This is a genomic window from Pseudomonas sp. PDM18, assembly GCF_014852585.1.
Classification (GTDB): domain Bacteria; phylum Pseudomonadota; class Gammaproteobacteria; order Pseudomonadales; family Pseudomonadaceae; genus Pseudomonas.
On record NZ_JACVBX010000003.1, the window covers coordinates 61,088 to 77,535 of the forward strand.

The following is a 16,448-nucleotide window of genomic DNA, read 5'->3' on the forward strand; positions in this document are numbered from 1 at the left end:
CGATATGCTGAGCGCCAGCCCCTCTATTGCGGTGCATTCGATGCCCAAGCCAAAGCCCCCAGCCAGCGCACCGGTGACTGACCTCGGCCTGGAAAGCCTGCAGGTGCGCCGCGAAGCAATCTTCCTGGTCATTGCCCAGGTGCCCGAAGGCTCCGTCATCACCTATGGTGATGTAGCGCGCCTCGCAGGCCTGGGCCGCTCCGCGCGGCTTGTAGGACGTATCCTCAGCCAATTGCCCGAAGGCACGCGCTTGCCCTGGCATCGGGTGATCGCCGCCGGTGGGCGCATCAGCCTGCCAATCGGCACCGTTTCGGGTAACGAACAGCGCGCACGATTGCGTGCAGAGGGTGTCAGAATCCATAACGATCGGGTGGACATACGTCGGCACGGCTGGCCTAGCGGCGAGCAGTCCTAGTAGAGTTCGCGTAATTTTTCGTCCTGCTGGAAAACACCCCCCATGAAAGAGCATTCCTGGCGCGAGGCATGGATTGCCTACAAGTCTCCCGCCAGCCTCGCGCTTTTGCTGCTGGGTTTCGCCGCCGGCCTGCCGTACATGCTGGTGCTTTCCACCCTCTCGGTGTGGCTGCGTGAAGCGGGTGTCGCTCGGGAAACCATCGGCTTCGCCAGCTGGATCGGGCTGGTGTACGCCTTCAAGTGGGTGTGGTCGCCCATGCTCGACCAATGGCGCCTGCCCTTCATCGGCCGCCTGGGGCGCCGTCGTTCCTGGCTGGTGTTCTCCCAGGGGCTGATAGCCATCGGCCTCCTCGGCATGGCCCTGTGCAACCCGCAGGCGCACCTGAACTGGCTGATCGCCCTGGCGATGGTAGTGGCCTTCGCCTCGGCCACCCAGGACATCGCCATCGACGCCTACCGCCTGGAGATCGCCGAGAACACCCGCCAAGCCGCTCTGGCCGCGTGCTACATGACCGGCTACCGGGTCGCGGTGCTATTCGCCACCGCTGGCGTGCTGTTCCTCGCCGAGTGGGCCGGCTCCAGCGCCCTGCACTACAGCCAGTCGGCCTGGGCCCTTACCTACGCGGTGTGCTCACTGGCCATCCTGCCCGGCCTGATCACCACGCTGCTGATGAAAGAGCCGCCGGTGAACGTGCAGCCGCAGGCCGGCAGTTCGGCTTTCGCCTTCAATCACCAGTTGCTCTCGGTGCTGACCCTGCTGGTGCTGCTGATCTCCGTGCCGGCGATGCTCACCGCCCTCACCGCCCAGGCCTGGCCGCGGGCCGCGCTGTACGGCATCTTCATCGGCATCTGCATGACGCCCCACGGCCGCCGGCAGATCCGCCCGGTCCGCGATCTGCTATCGAAGGTACGTCGCCCGCTGCTGCTGGCCGTGCACGGACGGGGCCTGCCGCAGTTCGACTTCGTCCACCAGGCCGTATCGGTGATCGTACTGATCATTCTGTTGGTCACCGGTGCCGCCTTCATCAACATGGCCGAAGCCGGCAAGTGGTGGCTCGCCATCCTGTACCTGCTGATCGCCCTGAGCTGTATTTCCGCTCCCGGCCGCCTGCTGATGGCACCGGTGCTGACGCCCATCACCGAGTTCGTCCGCCGCTACCGCTGGCAGGCGCTGCTGCTGCTCGGGCTGATCTCCACTTACCGCATGTCCGACACCGTCATGGGCACCATGGCCAGCGTGTTCTACATCGACATGGGCTTCTCCAAGGACACCATCGCCACCGTCAGCAAGTTGTTCGGCGTGGTCATGACCCTGGTGGGTGCTGCGGCCGGTGGCGTGCTGATCGCCCGCTTCAGCATCCTGCCGATCCTCTTCATCGGAGGCGCGGCCTCGGCCGGGACCAACCTGCTGTTCGCCATGCTGGCGCAGATGGGCGCGATCGACGACCCGCACTTGATGGGGCAGAACGTCTTCGCCCTGCTCAAGGTGCTGGAACCCCACGTCACCATGCTGGTGGTGACCATCATGCTCGACAATTTCAGCGGCGGCCTCGCCACCTCGGCCTTCGTCGCCTACCTATCGAGCCTGACCAACCTGAAGTTCTCCGCAACCCAGTACGCCATGCTCAGCTCCACCATGTTGCTGCTTCCGCGCTTCATCGGTGGTTACTCCGGCGCCATGGTCGAGAGCATGGGCTACGAGCGGTTCTTCTTCTTCACCGCCCTGCTCGGCATCCCCACGCTGCTGCTGATCGGCTGGTTGTGGCTGCGCCGCAAGAACAACATCGTCAACGGTGCAGCCGAGGAAGCCACGGAGGCACCAGCGCAACAGCCCAGCGCGGAACGTCACTGACCCTCGAGAATGGATCAGCGCCCATGAAAAAGGCCGGCAATTGCCGGCCTTTTTCGTTCCTTCGGGCTGGATCAGTCCGCCAGAACGGTGTCCTCTTCGCCCTTGACCACGCGCACCACCTTGTTCGGCGCCAGGTCGATGCCGGAATCGCGCAGACGCAGGCGCACCTGTTCGTTGAGCATGAAGGTCACGCCCCAGTAGTCGGCATTAGCGGTCCACAGGCGCAGCGACAGGGTCACCGAGTTCTCGCCCAGGCCCGCGACTACCACCACCGGCGCCGGCGACTTGAGCACGCGCGGATCGTCCGCCAGCTCCTTGAGGATGGAGCGTGCGCCGTCCAGGTCGGCGTCGTAGGCAAGCTTCACGTCGAAGATCACCTGGCGCGAGGTCTGGGTCGAGGTATTGGTGATGATGCCGTTGGACAGCGCGCCGTTGGGCACGATCACGGTGCGGTTGTCACCGGTGCGCAACACGGTGTGGAAGATCATGATGTTGTCCACGGTGCCGGAAACACCCTGCGCTTCGATCCAGTCGCCGATCTTGAACGGACGGAACAGCAGGATCAGCACTCCGCCAGCGAAGTTCGACAGACTGCCCTGCAGTGCCAGGCCGATAGCCAGGCCAGCCGCACCGATGGCGGCGACGAAGCTGGTGGTCTGGATGCCGATCATCGAGGCCACGCTGACCATCAGCAGGATCTTCAGGATGATGTTCACCATGCTGCCGATGAAGCCCTGCAGCGTCTTGTCCACGTGCTTGGTGGACATCACCCCGCCTACACGACGGGTGAACAGATTGATCACCCACCAACCGATCAGCAGGGTCAGCAGCGCCAGTGTGGCATTGCCCAGGTAGGCGAGGACGACCGGTGTCCAGGCCTCCGCGCTGTTCATGATCTGCTCGTAATTCATATCCATGGATACAGGCCCCTTGTCTATTGCCATTCCAAAAACAAAACCGCCATGGCAAGCCATGGCGGTCGGGAGTTCGCCGGGCGACTCTCTTACTGCGACGTCAGGCGGGCGGTGAGGTTCCGCAGCTTTTCGTCGCAGCGCGCATCAGTCGCGGAAGTTGTTGAACTGCAGCGGCATGCCGAGGGACTCGCCGCGCAGCAGCGCGATGGCTTCCTGCAGGTCGTCGCGCTTTTTGCCGGTGACACGTACCTGCTCGCCCTGGATGGCGGCCTGTACCTTGAGTTTCTTGTCCTTGATCAGGGCGACGATCTTCTTCGCCAGATCCTTGTCGATGCCCTCGCGGAAGTCGACTTCCTGCTTGACCACCTTGCCGGAGGCGAAGGAGTCCTTCACTTCCATGCACTGTGCGTCAATCTTGCGTTTGACCAGGCTGGAGCGAAGAATGTCGAGCATCTGCTCGAGCATGAAATCCGCCTCGGCGGTCAGGGTGATGGACTTTTCCTTGGCCTCGAAGCTGCACTTGCCCTTCAGGTCGAAACGGCGGTCCAGTTCCTTGGTGGCGTTATCCAAGGCGTTGGTCAGTTCGTGTTTGTCCAGTTCGGACACCACGTCGAACGAAGGCATGACATCTCTCCAGATGGACGGCGCGATGCGGTTCACAGTCAGCATCGAGCCTGGCTTGACGATAAAAATGCGCGGTCATTATAACTGACAGACAAGACCGCGCCCGGCCTCTGACACTGAGAGTCGGCATTTCCCACCCGTTTGCGAGACATTCCTTTCCATGCCAACCAACCATCTCAGCATTCTGGTGGTCGACGATGCCAAGTTCTCCAGCGCCATGATCGGCCGCGCGCTGAGCCAGGCGGGCTATCAGAACGTACGCTTCGCCAGCAGCGCCAGCGAAGCGCTCGACCTGCTGGAAAAGGAGCCAGTGAGCGTATTGCTCGCCGACTGGCTGATGCCCGAGATGGACGGCCTGGAGCTGACCGCGCGGGTACGCCAGCTCGACGAGAGCGGCGACCACTACACCTACATCATCCTGCTCACCGGCAAGGAGGGCGACAACGCCCTGGCCGAAGCCTTCGACCGCGGCGTCGATGACTTCGTCAGCAAGTCGGCGATGAACGAGCAACTGGTGCCCCGCGTACTGGCCGCCGACCGCCTGAGCAACACCCTGCAGCGCCTGCTGATGGAAAACCGCCTCCTCACTGAGAACATCACCAGCCTGGAGGAGCGCAACCTGGTCGACAGCGCCACCGGGCTGGGCAACCAGCGCTACCTGAAGCAAAAGCTGGCCGACAGCATCCGCCAGGTGGAATCCCGTGGCGGCGCGGTTTGCTACATGCTGATCGGCCTGCCGGAACTGGCCGAACTGGGGCAGAAGCACGGCCAGTCGTTCCAGAACGAACTGCTCCATGGCGTCGCCCGGCGCCTGCAGCAACTGGTGCGGCCGCTGGATGTCCTGGCACGCATCGATGGCCAGCATTTCGCCCTGATTACCCTGCTCGAAGACCTGCAGGAATGCTCGCCGAGCAGCTTCCGCCGCCTGCACGAAGGCCTGAACCTCAAGGCGTTCAAGACCAGCGAGGGCTTCATCACCCTCAAGGCCGGCATCAGCCTGGTGGGCCTGGACGCCAAGGCGCTGCCGCTGGAGGTCGAGCACCTGATGCAGCAAGGCCGCGCGCTGCTGCCCGATGCCTTTGCCAGCGGGCGAATCAACGCCAGCCGCCTGACCGGCCTGCGCTAAACTTCGCGGTAAGCCCCCGAATCCGCGAAGTTCCTCCCATGACCTGGACCATCCTCGGCGCCGGCAGCCTCGGTTGCCTATGGGCCGCCCGCCTGTCCCGCTCCGGCCTGCCGGTGCGCCTGCTGCTGCGTGACCGCCAGCGCCTCAATGCCTACCGCGCCCTCGGCGGCGTCACTCTGGTGGAAGACGGCCGCGAGAGCCTCTACCCCATTCCGGCGGAAACCGCCGCCCAGGGCGCGCCGATCCAGCGCCTGTTGCTGGCCTGCAAGGCCTACGACGCCGAATCCGCCGCCGCCAGCGTGGCCGCGCGCCTGGCCCCGGGCGCCGAACTGATCCTGCTGCAGAACGGCCTGGGGAGCCAGCAGGCGGTCAGCGCCCACCTGCCCCGTGCCCGCTGCCTGTATGCATCCAGCACCGAAGGTGCCTACCGCGAAGCCGACTTCCGCGTAGTGTTCGCAGGTCAGGGACAGACCTGGCTGGGCGACGAACAGGCCGGCCCCGAGCCGGAATGGCTGGCCGACCTACGCCGCGCGGAGATTCCCGTGCAGTGGAGCGACGACATACTCGAACGCCTATGGCGAAAGGTCGCGCTGAACTGCGCGATCAACCCGCTCACCGTGTTGCACCAATGCCGCAATGGTGAGCTGGCCAGCCATCCCGGCGAAGTCGCCGGGCTCTGCGACGAGCTGGGCCAATTGCTTCATGCCGCCGGCTACTCCGCCGCCGCACGGGAGCTGCAGGGGGACGTGGAGCGGGTGATCGCCGCTACCGCAGCGAACTTCTCGTCCATGTACCAGGACGTCGCCAAGGGCCGGCGCAGCGAGATCGCTTACCTGCTCGGGCACGCCTGCCAAGAGGGCGACCGCCGGCACCTCGCACTGCCGCAGTTGCGCGCCCTGCACGAGCGTCTGCGGGCCTACCTGGTGGCCCGCGGATTGCCCGACAACTGACGGCGGGCTACCCTGCCCGCCTCCCCTGTTTTTTCTCTTTGACGCGCCCATGCCTTCACCCATGAACCTGCGCCAGCGCCTGGAAGACCTGCCGGTCGGCCAGAAAATCCTCGCCGCCCTGCTGGTGCTGCTGGCGACCGTGATGCTGGTAGCCAACCTCGCCTTCATCAGCGCGGCCTACTGGATATCCCAGGACAGCGTCGCGCCCCAGGCCTTGCAGACCATCGGCCGACTGATCGCCAACCCGGCGCTCAGCGAGCCGGCATTGTCCTCGCCCACCCAGGCACAGGTGCTGCTGCGTCAATTGGATGACTACCAGCCGCTGCGCGCCGCCGCGCTCTACGACAGCAATGGCGAGCGCATCGCGCAGACGCCGAGCAACGGCCCGGTGGCCCTGCCCGAGCGCCTGGACCACCTGGAGCGCTGGCGCCAGCACGAATACCGACTCAACGCGCTATTCGAGCTGCCCCAGGCCGGCCGCAACAGCGGCTACCTGCTGCTGGTGGCGAGCAGCGAGCTGCCTGGCGCCTTCTACACCGGCACGCTGACCGCCAGCCTGGTCATTCTCGCGGTCTCGGTGCTGCTCTGGCTGCTCATCGCCCAGCAGATCCGCCGCCTGATCACCCGGCCTATCCGCAGCCTGGAAGAGCTCTCGCGCCAGGTCACCCGCGAAGAGAACTACGCCCTGCGCGCCGAGCGCGGCAATGCCGACGAGATCGGCCGTCTGGCTGACGCCTTCAACACCATGCTGACCCGCATCGAGGCCCGAGAGCAGCAGCTCAAGCGCGCCCGTGACGACGCCCAGGAAGCCGTGGAACAGGCCCAGTCGCTGGCCGAGGAAACCCGCCGCTCGAACCGCAAGCTGGAGCTGGAAGTCCAGGTGCGCAGCAAGATCGAGAAGAAGCTCACCGGCTTCCAGCACTACCTCAACAGCATCATCGACTCCATGCCTTCGGCGCTGATCGCGGTGGACGAGCAGCTCTACGTCACCCAGTGGAACCAGGAAGCCAGCCAGCTCTCCGGCACCAGCCTGGACGATGCGGTGAACCAGCCGGTGTTCCTGGCCTTTCCGTCGCTCAAGCCCTTCCTGCCGCAGCTCACCCGCGCTGCCGAGCAGCACAAGGTCGAGCGCGTCGAACGCGTCACCTGGGCCCTTACCGATGCGCCGCGCCACTACGCCCTGACCTTCTACCCACTGATGGGCGGCACCGGCCGCGGCGCGGTGATCCGCATCGACGACATCACCGACCGCCTTGGGATGGAAGAGATGATGGTGCAGTCGGAGAAGATGCTCTCCGTCGGAGGCCTGGCCGCCGGCATGGCCCACGAGATCAACAACCCGCTGGGCGCCATCCTGCACAACGTGCAGAACATCCGCCGGCGACTGTCTCAGGACCTGCCGAAGAACCTCGAAGTGGCCGGCGAAGTGGGCGTGCGCCTGGACGACCTCAACCACTACCTGGAGGCGCGGGAGATTCCCAAGCTGATGGATGGCATCCAGTACGCCGGCTCTCGCGCCGCGAAGATCGTCACCCACATGCTCTCCTTCAGCCGCCGCAGCCACCGCCAGATGGCAGCCTGCGAGCTGCCAGCGCTACTGGAACAGGCGGTGGAGATTGCCGGAAACGACTTCGACCTCACCGGCGGCTTCGACTTCAAGTCACTGGAGATCGTCCACGAGTACGACCCGCGACTGGGTCCAGTGCCAGTCATCGCCAACGAGATCGAACAGGTCCTGCTCAACCTGCTGAAGAACGGCGCCCAGGCCATCCACCTGCGCGACGACGAAGAGGAAGGCGAATACGGCCGCATCACCCTGCGCACCCGGCTCAACCCACCGTGGGCGGAAATCCACGTGGAAGACAACGGCTGCGGCATGCCGGAGAACGTGCGCAAGCGCATCTTCGAGCCCTTCTTCACCACCAAGGAAGTCGGCCAGGGCACGGGGCTGGGCCTGTCGGTCTCGTATTTCATCGTCACCAACAACCACAAAGGGCAGATGGAGGTGCAGTCCGAACTGGGCGTGGGCACCTGCTTCACCATCCGTCTGCCGCTGGCCGCCGAGATTTCCCCGCCGCTGCCACTCTTGGCACAAGGCGACAAGGAGCATTGAGCCATGGGCAATCGCCTGTCGAAGATATACACCCGTACCGGCGATGCCGGAGAAACCGGCTTGGCCGACGGCCGGCGGGTGCCCAAACACCATCCGCGCGTGGAAGCCATGGGCGCAGTGGATGAGCTGAACAGCCACCTCGGCCTATTGCTGGCCGGGCTGCACGAAGCGCGCAGCAGCGCGCTCGAAGAAGTGATCGGTGTGTTGGCGCCGATCCAGCATCGCCTGTTCGACCTGGGCGGTGAGCTGGCGATGCCGGAATACCGCGCGCTGAACGATGCCGAAGTGGAGCGCCTGGAGCAGGTGATCGACCGCTGGAACGAGGAACTCGGGCCGCTGAAGAACTTCATCCTGCCCGGCGGCTCACGCCTGGTCGCCCTCGCCCACCTGTGCCGCGCCCAGGCGCGCAACGCCGAACGTCGTTGCCAGCAACTGAATGCGGAGGAGCCACTGGAAGGCGCAGGCCTGCGCTACCTGAATCGGCTATCCGACCTGCTGTTCGTCGCCGCACGCTTCATCGCCCGCCGCCAGGGCGTGGAAGAGATTCTCTGGCAGGCAGCCGAAAAGCCTGCCTGATCGACGATGCAGGCCTCGCTGTGGCATTGAGGGTTCCCCACTCACACGCAGGGAAATACCTCCTACAGGGAGCACCGAAGTTGCCCGACAGCCCGGAATCAGTTTCGTAGGATGGCGTGGAGCGAAGCGATACACATCGCCGCCCCGCGCAAAGTGCCGATCAGCCTTCGCTTTTCGGCCAGAACGCACGAATACCCGCCACGCCCTGCGCACCGGCCTGCCAGGCACGCTCGACGTCCTGCGGGCTGACCCCACCGAGCAGGAACACCGGCTGGTTGAAGCCATCGATCAGCTCTGCCGCCGCTTCCCAGCCCAGTGCCGGCTCACCCGGATGACTCTCGGTGGGCTGCACCGGCGACAGGTTGACGAAATCCACGCCCATGCGCGCTGCCAGCTCCAGTTCCTCGGCGCTGTGACAGGAAGCCGCCAGCAGACGCTCACGGGGGAACGGCCGGCCGTTGGGCGCGTACTTGCGTAGTTGCTTGGAGGTCAGGTGCCAGCCGGCCGCCGGGAAGTCTCCCAGCCACTCCAGCGGCCCCTTGAGCATCAGCTGCGCCTTGCCGGCGCACAGGCCTTGCACGTCGACGGCGAGGTCGCGGTACTCGGGGCTGTACATGTTCGGCGCGCGCAGCTGGATCAGACGGATACCACTGGCGACAGCGGCACGCACGCCCTGCACCAGTTGCGGGATTTCCAGGCCATCGGGGGTGATCAGGTAGCGATCCGGCAGGCGCGCGGCCTGCACGATGGGCTCGTTGGCTGCCGGGAATTCGTAGTCCGGCAGGTCGCGCGGGGCGACCCAGGCCAGAGGCTGGCCCTCGGCGCCATGGGGCGCACCGGAGAAAGCGGAGACTTCCCAGACATCCAGCAGCACACGCTTGTCGCTGTAGTCGTGCTGCACCCGGATCAGCGGGCGCGCCTGCTCGACGTCGATGCCGAGTTCTTCCTTCAGCTCGCGGGCCAGGGCGACCTGCACTGCTTCACCCTCTTCCACCTTGCCACCGGGAAACTCCCAGAGTCCGCCCTGGTGCTTGTCGTCCGGACGTCGGGCGATCAACACCCGGCCATCGAGTCCGCGAATCACGGCGGCGGCGACATGTACTCGTTTCACAGTGCTACTCCTCAATCCGATTCAGGCAGGGCCCGCGCAGAGGGGCATTCTACCGTCATTGGCGACCGGGTTCAGGCGCGTTCGACCATCGCCGCTTCCAGCCAGGGACGGAAGGCCGGCCAGGCATAGATCGCATCGACGTAGTTCTGCGCCTCGATCGGCAGGGTCACGCAGTAGCTGTGCAGGCGCGTGGCAACAGGCGCATAGAAGGCATCCGCGATGCTGGCGTGGCCAAACAGGAACGGACCGTCCTGGCCGAACTGCTGGCGGCACAACGCCCAGAGTTCGACGACACGGGCGATATCCGCCTCCACCGCGTCGGGCACGTTGGTCAGCGGCTGGTTGCGCTGGATGTCCATGGGCATGTGCGAACGCAGCGCCATGAAGCCGCTGTGCATCTCTGCGCAGACTGTCCGTGCGAGTGCACGGGCCGCTTCGCCACGGGGCCAGAGGTGAGCTTCGGGGAAACGTTCGGCGAGGTATTCGGCAATCGACAGGGAATCCCAGATCAGCCCGTGCTCGCACTTCAGCGCCGGCACCTTGCCGCTGGGCGAGTGCTCGCGGATGCGCCGCGAGATGTCCTGCCCACCGAGGGGAATGAGGATTTCCTCGAACTCGGCGCCGGTGAGCTGCATGGCCAGCCAGCCGCGCAGGGACCAGGAGGAGAGGTTCTTGCTGCCGATGATCAGGGTAAGGGACATGGACGCGATGCTCTTGAAGGTCAGTCAGGAGACCTTAGAGTGCTGCCGTCATGAAAACAAATTCCCGATTTTCATCCTTCGATGAAAATCGGGAATGCGAGGGCAACGAGGTGCCAGCGCTCACGCGTCGATCAGGTACGGTATTCCGCGTTGATCTTCACGTACTCGTGGGACAGGTCAGTGGTCCAGATGGTCTCGCTGCAGGTGCCGCGGCCGAGATCGATGCGGATGGTGATCTCTTCCTGGGCCATGACTTTGGCGCCCTGGTCCTCGGTGTAGCTGGTGGCGCGGCAGCCACGGCTGGCGATGGCCACGTCATCGAGGAACACGTCGATCAGGCTCACGTCCAGGTCAGGCACGCCGGCACGGCCGACGGCCGCGAGGATACGCCCCCAGTTCGGGTCGGAAGCGAACAGCGCGGTCTTGATCAGCGGCGAGTGGGACACGGCGTAGCCGACGTCCAGGCACTCCTGGTGAGTCGCGCCGCCATTCACCTGCACGGTGACGAACTTGGTGGCGCCTTCGCCGTCGCGGACGATGGCCTGGGCCAGTTCCATGGAAACTTCCAGCACGGCCTGCTTCAGCGCGGCGAACAGCGCGCCGCTGGCGGCAGTGATTTCCGGCAGCGCGGCCTGGCCGGTGGCGATCAGCATGCAGCAGTCGTTGGTGGAGGTATCGCCATCGATGGTGATGCGGTTGAAAGACTTGTTCGACGCGTCGCGCAACAGGTCCTGCAGCACGCCCTGGGCAACCTTGGCGTCAGTGGCGATGTAACCGAGCATGGTGGCCATGTTCGGCTTGATCATGCCGGCGCCCTTGCTGATGCCGGTGACGGTGATGGTCACGCCGTCATGCTGGAACTGGCGGCTGGCGCCCTTGGGCAGGGTGTCGGTGGTCATGATGCCGGCAGCGGCGTCGGCCCAGTTATCCACAGACAGGTTGGCCAGCGCGGCCGGCAGTGCGGCTTCGATCTTCTCGACCGGCAGCGGTTCTCCGATCACGCCGGTGGAGTACGGCAGCACGGCGTTTTCCGGTACGCCAGCCAGCTCGGCCAGCTTGGCGCAGGTGCGGGTGGCATTGGCCAGGCCGGGCTCGCCGGTGCCGGCGTTGGCGTTGCCGGTGTTGGTCAGCAGGTAGCGCACCGGCCCCAGGAAGCGCTTGCGCGCGAGGATTACCGGGGCGGCGCAGAAGGCGTTGGTGGTGAACACACCGGCCACGGTGGAGCCTTCGGCGCAGCGCATCACCACGATGTCCTTGCGGCCGGGTCGTTTGATGCCGGCAGAGGCGATGCCGAGTTCGAAACCGGGGACCGGGTGCAGGGTGGACATGGGGCCGAGACCAACAGCCATGTGGCGCGCTCCTATCTAGTCAGTGAATCGAGTCAGTAAGACGAATCAGTGGATCAGATGTGAAAAACGCCGCGAGCGGCAGGGCCGGTCGCGGCGTTGGTATCAAGGTCGGGAGGCTTTATTCCACCTGACCGTGGCAGTGCTTGTACTTCTTGCCCGAACCGCAAGGGCACGGCTCGTTGCGGCCGATCTTCGGTTCGTTGCGGATGGGTTCCATCGGCACCACGTTGTCGGCCGGTACTTCACCCTCTTCTTCCGGCTCGCCGGTCACCTGGTCCAAGGACGGTGCGGCGGCGTGCTGGAACTGCATGCGTTTGGCCATTTCCTCGGCTTCGCGGCGCAGGCGGGCTTCTTCCTCGGCCGGATCTTCGCGGCGAACCTGGACGAAGGACAGAACACGGATGGTGTCGCGCTTGATGGAGTTCAGCAGGTCCTGGAACAGGTTGAAGGACTCGCGCTTGTACTCCTGCTTCGGGTTCTTCTGCGCATAGCCGCGCAGGTGGATACCGTGACGCAGATGATCCATGGTGGACAGGTGGTCCTTCCACAGGTCGTCCAGCACGCGCAGCAGCATCTGCTTCTCGAAGGTGCGCAGGGCTTCTTCGCCGGCGAGCTCTTCCTTCTCGTTGTAGGCCGCTACCAGCTCGGTGAGGATCTTCTCGCGCAGGGTTTCTTCGTAGAGCTTCTCGTCTTCATCCAGCCACTGCTGGATCGGCAGCTTCAAGCCGAAGTCGCTGTACAGCGCCATTTCCAGACCCGTGATGTCCCACTGTTCAGGCAACGATTGCGGCGGGATGTGTTCGCTGACGGTGTTGTTCAGGGTCTCTTCGCGGAACTCGGTGATGGTTTCGCCGATGTTGTCGGCCGCGAGCAGGGTGTTGCGCATGTGGTAGATCACCTTGCGCTGCTCGTTGGCGACGTCGTCGAACTCCAGCAGTTGCTTGCGGATATCGAAGTTGCGGCCTTCGACCTTGCGCTGCGCCTTTTCGATGGCGTTGGTCACCATGCGGTGCTCGATCGCCTCGCCCGGCTGCATGCCGAGGGCCTTCATGAAGTTCTTCACCCGGTCGGAGGCGAAGATGCGCATCAGGTGGTCTTCCAGCGACAGGTAGAAGCGGCTGGAGCCCGGGTCGCCCTGACGGCCGGCACGGCCGCGCAGCTGATTGTCGATACGACGGGATTCGTGGCGCTCGGAGGCGATCACATGCAGGCCGCCCGACTCGATGACCTGCTGGTGACGCTTCTGCCAGTCGGCCTTGATCTGCGCGACCTGCTCGTCGGTGGGGTTCTCCAGCGCGGCGACTTCCACTTCCCAGTTGCCGCCCAGCAGGATGTCGGTGCCACGACCGGCCATGTTGGTGGCGATGGTGACGGCGCCCGGACGACCGGCCTGGGCGATAATCTCGGCTTCCTTCTCGTGGTACTTGGCGTTCAGTACCTTGTGCTCGATGCCGGCGTTCTGCAGCAGCTGCGAGACGTATTCGGAGGTCTCGACCGAGGCGGTACCCACAAGAATCGGACGGCCCAGCGCCTGGCACTGCTGCACGTCGGTGATGATTGCGGCGTACTTCTCGTCCTGGGTCAGGTAAACCAGGTCGTTGAAGTCCTTACGGGCAACCGGACGGTGGGTCGGGATCACCACCACGTCCAGGCCGTAGGTCTGGCGGAATTCAAAGGCCTCGGTGTCCGCGGTACCGGTCATGCCGGCCAGCTTGGTGTAGAGGCGGAAGTAGTTCTGGAAGGTGGTCGAGGCCAGGGTTTGGCTCTCGGCCTGGATCGGCAGGTTTTCCTTCGCTTCGATGGCCTGGTGCAGGCCCTCGGAGAGGCGGCGGCCCGGCATGGTACGGCCGGTGTGCTCGTCGATCAGCAGAACCTGGTCGCCCTGGACGATGTATTCCACGTTGCGATGGAACAGAGTGTGGGCGCGCAGCGCTGCGTAGACGTGGGTCAGCAGGCTGAGGTTGTGCGCGGAGTAGAGACTCTCACCCTCGGCCAGCAGGCCGTTCTGGGTCAGCAGCTCCTCGACGTAGGCATGGCCCTGCTCGTTGAGTTCGACCTGACGGGTCTTCTCGTCGATGCTGTAGTGGCCCTGCTGGGTCACCTGGCCTTCGACTTCCTCGATGTGGCGCTTCAGGCGCGGGATCAGCTTGTTGATCTTGATGTACAGCTCGGAGCTGTCTTCGGCTTGGCCGGAGATGATCAGAGGAGTCCGCGCCTCGTCGATGAGGATGGAGTCCACTTCGTCGACCACCGCGAAGTTCAGTTCACGCTGGAACTTGTCTTCCAGGCTGAACGCCATGTTGTCGCGCAGGTAGTCGAAGCCGAATTCGTTGTTGGTGCCGTAGGTGATGTCCGAGGCGTAGGCAGCGCGCTTCTCTTCCGGCGGCTGGAACGGGCTGACAATGCCGACGCTCAGGCCAAGGAACTCGTACAGCGGACGCATCCAGTTGGCGTCCCGGCGAGCCAGGTAGTCGTTCACGGTGACCACGTGCACGCCCTTGCCGGACAGGGCGTTCAGGTAGACAGCCAGGGTACCCACGAGGGTTTTGCCCTCACCGGTACGCATCTCGGCGATCTTGCCTTCGTGCAGGGTCATGCCACCGATCAGCTGGACGTCAAAGTGACGCATTCCCATCACACGCTTGCCGGCCTCCCGGGCCACGGCGAAGGCTTCGGGAAGAATCTGGTCGAGAGTCTCACCCTTGGCGACCCGTGCCTTGAACTCTTCGGTCTTGGCCTTCAGTTGCTCATCGGAAAGCGGGACCATCTGGGGCTCGAGTGCATTGATGGCCTGGACCTGCTTGGCCATGCGCTTCACTTCGCGCTCGTTCTTGCTTCCAAAGAGTTTTTTCAACAAAGGCGCAAACATATCGACTGGGTCATCCGAACTGGAGAATTGGAGGGCTGCCCGACTGGCTGGCCGCGGCGCGGAACGGCAATGAAGCGGGCATTCTACCCGGAAACTATCGGGAAAAAAGTGCCGAAGTCATCCTCCGAAGCTTCGCATTCTGCGAGCTTGGGGGCAATGCATGGGCAGACAACTTTGAATCCGAGTGAGTGATATGGTGACGCAGACGGGCAACTTCAAGGGTGGACGGTGGCATCTGGCCCTGAGCACATCTGTTAACATCCTTCTTCATTCACTCCCGGTTGCACTCGATGGCCTTCCGCCCCCTGCCCGCCAAGGCGATGACCAAGTTGCTGCGCGAAGCCAAGCCGCTGCAGTCGCTGTTCGCCCAGGCGCAGCGCCTCTCGCGCCTGCAGGAACTGCTCGACTCGCAGCTGCAGCCCGCCGCGCGCCCTTACTGCCGTGTCGCCTCCTGGCGTGAAGGCAGCCTGCTGCTGGTCGTCACCGACGGTCACTGGGCCACGCGCCTGCGCTACCAGCAGAACCGCCTGCTGCGGCAACTGGCCGCGTTCGAGGAATTCAGGGGTTTGGCACGCATCCTGTTCAAAGTACAACCGTTGATCCAGGCGCCCACCCGGGTGAATACCAACCGCATTACCGAGTCCGCCTCCGCCACCCTGCACGAAGCCGCGGAAGGCATCAGCAATCCACAACTCAAGGCCGCCCTCGAGCGCCTCGCCAGCCGCAGCCGCAAACCGCCCGAAGCGGATCAGGAATAAAAGAGCAGGCATAAAAAAAGGCCACCCGAGGGTGGCCTTTGAAATTTGTAGCTGAAAGGAGGAGGTTTCCTTATACGGCCGCAGCGGGTCGCATATAGGAGATCGGCGCGGTCTTGGCGTCCTCGAAGGTCACCACTTCCCAAGCGTCCTTGTCTGCGATGAGGGTACGCAGGAGACGGTTGTTCAGGGCGTGACCGGACTTGTAGCCGATGAACTCGCCGATGAGGCTGTTACCCAGCAGGTACAGGTCACCAATGGCGTCCAGGATCTTGTGCTTGACGAACTCGTCCTCGTAACGAAGACCGTCTTCGTTGAGCACTCGATACTCGTCGACCACGATGGCGTTCTCCACACTGCCACCCAGAGCCAGGTTCTGGGAGCGCAGCATCTCGATGTCGCGCATGAACCCGAAGGTACGGGCGCGGCTGACTTCCTTCACGAAGGAAGTACTGGAGAAATCCACCACGGCTTTCTGGGTGCGACCACGGAAGACCGGGTGATCGAAATCGATCTCGAAGCTCACCTTGAAGCCGTCGAACGGAACGAAGGTAGCGCGCTTGTCGCCCTCTTCCACCGTCACTTCGCGCTTGATGCGGATGAACTTCTTGGCCGCTTCCTGCTCTTGCAGGCCAGCGGACTGGATCAGGAATACGAAGGGACCTGCGCTGCCATCCATGATCGGTACTTCCGACGCGGACAGCTCGACATAGGCGTTGTCGATCCCCAGGCCGGCCATGGCCGAGAGCAGGTGCTCCACGGTATCCACCTTGATGTCACCCTTGATCAGGGTGGTCGACATGGTGGTTTCACCGACGTTCGAGGCCCGTGCGGGAATTTCCACCACAGGGTCGAGATCGGTCCGGCAGAACACGATGCCAGTATCGACGGGAGCCGGCTTCAGGGTCAGGTAAACCTTTTCCCCGGAGTGCAGGCCGACACCGGTCGCCCGGATGATGTTCTTCAAGGTGCGTTGTCTGATCATGGCTTTGGCCGCTTTCGCGCAAGTTGCGAACTGTTGTCAACAATGGGCGGCGATGATAGCAGAACCGCCCTTTGCTGAACACCAATCACATTGATACTCCTGATAAATC

The 16,448-nt window shown here is 64.0% G+C and carries 14 protein-coding genes; 7 read left to right on the forward strand and 7 right to left on the reverse strand.

All coding sequences use genetic code 11. The features are described 5' to 3' along the window. Nucleotides 1-40: 40 nt before the first annotated feature. Both IB274_RS08260 and IB274_RS08265 read left to right on the forward strand, forming a co-directional pair. Nucleotides 41-415: an MGMT family protein gene (locus tag IB274_RS08260; RefSeq protein WP_192431529.1), complete on the forward strand. Its 375-nt coding sequence runs from the start codon at nt 41-43 to the stop codon at nt 413-415. Nucleotides 416-457: 42 nt separating this feature from the next. Then, on the forward strand, nt 458-2,266 hold the full coding sequence (locus IB274_RS08265) for an AmpG family muropeptide MFS transporter (protein ID WP_192431530.1): 1,809 nt from the start codon (nt 458-460) through the stop codon (nt 2,264-2,266). Between the two features lie 71 nt (nt 2,267-2,337). Here the strand turns inward: IB274_RS08265 and IB274_RS08270 are convergent, their stop codons facing one another. Next, a complete protein-coding gene (locus IB274_RS08270; RefSeq protein WP_192431531.1) occupies nt 2,338-3,183 on the reverse strand; it encodes a mechanosensitive ion channel family protein in 846 nt (281 codons plus the stop codon). A gap of 141 nt (nt 3,184-3,324) precedes the next feature. After that, nucleotides 3,325-3,804 carry a YajQ family cyclic di-GMP-binding protein gene (locus IB274_RS08275; protein ID WP_138521343.1) on the reverse strand — a complete coding sequence of 160 codons (480 nt, stop codon included), beginning with the start codon at nt 3,802-3,804 and terminating at the stop codon, nt 3,325-3,327. A 160-nt stretch (nt 3,805-3,964) separates the two neighbouring features. Here IB274_RS08275 and IB274_RS08280 point away from each other — a divergent pair, with 160 nt between their 5' ends. From IB274_RS08280 to IB274_RS08295, 4 genes are all read left to right on the forward strand, one after another. Beyond that, nucleotides 3,965-4,930 carry a response regulator gene (locus IB274_RS08280; protein WP_192431532.1) on the forward strand — a complete coding sequence of 322 codons (966 nt, stop codon included), beginning with the start codon at nt 3,965-3,967 and terminating at the stop codon, nt 4,928-4,930. A gap of 38 nt (nt 4,931-4,968) precedes the next feature. Continuing rightward, the gene (locus tag IB274_RS08285) at nt 4,969-5,880 is read left to right on the forward strand and encodes a putative 2-dehydropantoate 2-reductase (protein ID WP_192431533.1); all 912 of its coding nucleotides are present in this window, start codon (nt 4,969-4,971) and stop codon (nt 5,878-5,880) included. 61 nt (nt 5,881-5,941) lie between these two features. Continuing rightward, nucleotides 5,942-7,993: a sensor histidine kinase gene (locus tag IB274_RS08290; RefSeq protein WP_192431790.1), complete on the forward strand. Its 2,052-nt coding sequence runs from the start codon at nt 5,942-5,944 to the stop codon at nt 7,991-7,993. A gap of 3 nt (nt 7,994-7,996) precedes the next feature. Then, nucleotides 7,997-8,569 (forward strand): cob(I)yrinic acid a,c-diamide adenosyltransferase, encoded by a 573-nt coding sequence (locus tag IB274_RS08295; RefSeq protein ID WP_081517502.1) that lies wholly within the window; start codon nt 7,997-7,999, stop codon nt 8,567-8,569. Between the two features lie 160 nt (nt 8,570-8,729). Here the strand turns inward: IB274_RS08295 and IB274_RS08300 are convergent, their stop codons facing one another. From IB274_RS08300 to secA, 4 genes are all read right to left on the reverse strand, one after another. Beyond that, nucleotides 8,730-9,680, reverse strand: coding sequence for a Nudix family hydrolase (locus IB274_RS08300; protein ID WP_192431534.1), 951 nt, complete (start codon nt 9,678-9,680; stop codon nt 8,730-8,732). A gap of 71 nt (nt 9,681-9,751) precedes the next feature. Beyond that, nucleotides 9,752-10,381: a glutathione S-transferase family protein gene (locus IB274_RS08305; protein WP_192431535.1), complete on the reverse strand. Its 630-nt coding sequence runs from the start codon at nt 10,379-10,381 to the stop codon at nt 9,752-9,754. A 131-nt stretch (nt 10,382-10,512) separates the two neighbouring features. Further along, complete coding sequence (gene argJ, locus IB274_RS08310) at nt 10,513-11,730, reverse strand: bifunctional glutamate N-acetyltransferase/amino-acid acetyltransferase ArgJ (RefSeq protein ID WP_192431536.1); 1,218 nt, start codon at nt 11,728-11,730, stop codon at nt 10,513-10,515. 118 nt (nt 11,731-11,848) lie between these two features. Continuing rightward, nucleotides 11,849-14,599: a preprotein translocase subunit SecA gene (gene secA / locus IB274_RS08315; protein ID WP_192431537.1), complete on the reverse strand. Its 2,751-nt coding sequence runs from the start codon at nt 14,597-14,599 to the stop codon at nt 11,849-11,851. 290 nt (nt 14,600-14,889) lie between these two features. On the opposite strand from secA, the gene IB274_RS08320 reads away from it, so the two are divergent. After that, nucleotides 14,890-15,357, forward strand: coding sequence for a DUF721 domain-containing protein (locus IB274_RS08320; protein WP_192431538.1), 468 nt, complete (start codon nt 14,890-14,892; stop codon nt 15,355-15,357). A 70-nt stretch (nt 15,358-15,427) separates the two neighbouring features. Here IB274_RS08320 and lpxC read toward each other — a convergent pair whose 3' ends face one another. Next, nucleotides 15,428-16,339 (reverse strand): UDP-3-O-acyl-N-acetylglucosamine deacetylase, encoded by a 912-nt coding sequence (gene lpxC / locus IB274_RS08325; protein ID WP_184589107.1) that lies wholly within the window; start codon nt 16,337-16,339, stop codon nt 15,428-15,430. Nucleotides 16,340-16,448 lie beyond the last annotated feature (109 nt).